The 2,799-nt window shown below is 51.9% G+C and carries 2 protein-coding genes; both read left to right on the top strand.

Annotated elements, in window-relative coordinates; genetic code table 11:
• Positions 1–2,003, top strand: a 2,003-nt coding sequence (locus tag BLT65_RS46185; RefSeq protein ID WP_143036738.1) for a non-ribosomal peptide synthetase, incomplete at its 5' end; no start/stop codon positions are given.
• Between the two features lie 98 nt (positions 2,004–2,101).
• Positions 2,102–2,799: condensation domain-containing protein (locus BLT65_RS46180; protein ID WP_244187126.1), on the top strand; the 698-nt coding region annotated here is incomplete at its 3' end.

The raw sequence follows: 2,799 nt of genomic DNA, 5'->3' as shown, positions 1-2,799 counted from the left end.
AACTAAGCGAAGTGGGCGGTTCGATTCGTGGTGGCATCAGCTACGCCACCGATCTGTTTGATTCTAATACTGTTGAACGCCATGCGGGTTATCTGAACATCATGCTCAAGGCGATGGTCGACGACGAACACCGATCGATCACTACCGTCGACCTGCTTCCCCCGGATGAACGCACCCTGCTTCTCGACACATGGAACGCAACCGAAGCGCCCTCGCCCGAGCGTTACTTTCACCAACTATTTGAGGACGAGGTCCAACGTAACCCTCACGGTCAAGCACTGGTTCTTGGTAACGAGGCATTGACCTATCAGCAATTGAACCTCAGGGCAAATCGACTTGCGCACTACTTGATTGAACGCGGTGTCGGACCCGAAGATCGTATAGCCATTTGCGTCGAGCGCTCATTTGACATGATTATCGGACCGTTAGCTATCGCTAAAGCTGGCGGCGCTTATATTCCGCTTGACCCCGCTTACCCGTCTGCGCGCCTGCTGACGATCCTTGACGATGCAGATCCAAAGCTCCTTCTTTGTGATGCAGCCGGACGGGACGCAATCGGAATCGGACCGCTTTCGGATCGATCGACTCTAGAGCTCGATGCACCAGAGCCAGCTTGGAATACGTTGCCTGATATCAATCCAGAACCCGTACAACTTGGCTTGCGCCCAGATCATATGGCGTATGTGATCTACACGTCCGGGTCAACCGGGACGCCAAAGGGCGTCATGGTTGAACATAAGCATCTACCGAACTTCCTCACATGGAATGCAAGATCCTTTCAACTTGATACTGGTGTGCGCTGCACAGTCACGGCGGGATTTTCTTTCGACGCCTGCGTCTGGGAAATTTGGCCACCCCTTATTTCCGGCGCGACGCTTCTACTTCCTCCCGCAGCAACAAATGACACGGCATCACTGCTGAAATGGTGGTGTGCACAGGACGTTCATTTCGCCTTCATGGTGACACCGCTCATGTCGCAAATGTTAGCCGGGGAGTCCGTTCCTCCGAATCTACGCTACCTCCTTACCGGCGGTGATAGTCTCCAGAGCATTCCTGAGAAGATCCCGCCGAACACGAAATTGGTTCACTGCTATGGGTGTACAGAAAATACAGTCGTTGCAACCTCCGGGATAATTGGTAGCGAAGACTCTGTACCTCACATTGGCCGTCCGATCCACAACATGCGCGTCTATTTGCTGGACGCTAACCGCCAACCCGTACCGCGTGGCGCCGTTGGTGAGATTTATATTGGTGGTACGGGCGTGGCAAGGGGTTATCTAAACCGCCCCGATCTTACGGCCGAGCGTTTCATGCCAGACCCGTTTAATCCAACGCATGGCGCACGGATGTATCGGACCAATGACCTCGCACGCCACCTTCCAGATGGAAATTTAGCTTTCCTCGGGCGGAACGATCATCAGATAAAACTTCGCGGATTTCGCATAGAACCGGGCGAGATCGAGGCTCGCATTGCAGAGCACAAGGATGTTGCGGACGCTATCGTGGTCGCTCGCGGTGACAGCACGGATAAATGCCTGGTTGCCTATGTAGTGCCCAACGCTTCTGACACTCCAGAAGGAGAATCGAATGCAGATCGTCTAATTGCGGAGCTTCGAAATCACCTATCGGATAGTCTCCCTGACTATATGGTGCCAGCAGCCTTCGTCATCTTAGAGGAGTTTCCGCTAACACCAAACGGGAAACTTGACCGCAAGGCCCTTCCCATTCCAAATGAAAATTCATTCCTTCGACGGACGTACGAGCCGCCAAAAGGCCCCATCGAGACCGCGCTCGCGGCTATATGGATGGATCTTCTTCGATTGTCTCGTGTTGGACGACATGACCACTTCTTCGATCTAGGTGGTCACTCACTTTTGGCAGTGAGACTACTCAGTCGGGTACAGAACGAGTTCGATGTGTTCGCAGATATTCGCATGCTGTTCAATCATCCCACTCTTGAGACTTTTTCGGAAGCGTTGCTGATGAAAGCGGCATTGGGATAACCACACATCGTGCTATTTTCTCGCGCCTGAAGGCAGGTTAGATTTCACAATCTAAGATACTTCTCGTTTATATCTGTTAATCTACTCGAGGTCTTTCCATGACTAGCGTAGTTAAACTTGCTCTGCAGAATTTGAGCAATGAGGAAGTAAAAGAACTCAAGGTCCTGGCCGAGGCGAGAGGCATTCGATCGAATTCGAAAGATAACCACGCTATTTCGAGAGCTGAGCGCGTGGATGTTCTGCCACTTTCTTTTGCGCAGCAACGTGTCTGGTTCATGTCACAAGAAGATAAGAACTCTGCCTCGTATCATATCCCGATTGCATTCCGGATATACGGTGACATCGATTCATTAGCTATGCAACGGTCTTTTCAGGGTCTTCTGGATCGGCATGAGTCGCTTAGAACTGTTTTTTCCGTATCACTTGACGGCCAGCCGCATGCTAGGTTGCTGTCCACAGATGCGAACTTCAGGCTGCTCGAAATCGACTTGATGGGACATCTGGACGGAACCAAAGCACTGAAGGAACTAGTGCGAGAACAGTCCTTGCGGCCCTTTGATCTGACGCAAGGGCCATTGATTCGCGCCTGTATGGTGCATCTTAGGGATCAAGAGCACGTCCTCATCGTTATCCAGCATCACATTGTTTCCGACGGATGGTCGATAGGTATCCTGCTCAGAGAGTTGAGCGCGCTCTACAATGCCTTTGTCCGGGGTTCGCCCAGTTCACTGTCACCACTGGAAATCCAGTATCCGGATTATGCCTCCTGGCAGCGTACATGGTTCAACGATAACCG

Origin of the sequence: Paraburkholderia steynii (assembly GCF_900100565.1) — a bacterium.
Classification (GTDB): domain Bacteria; phylum Pseudomonadota; class Gammaproteobacteria; order Burkholderiales; family Burkholderiaceae; genus Paraburkholderia; species Paraburkholderia terrae.
Note: the sequence above shows the minus strand (reverse complement) of the source record. Positions and strands in the feature narration are given on the sequence as shown.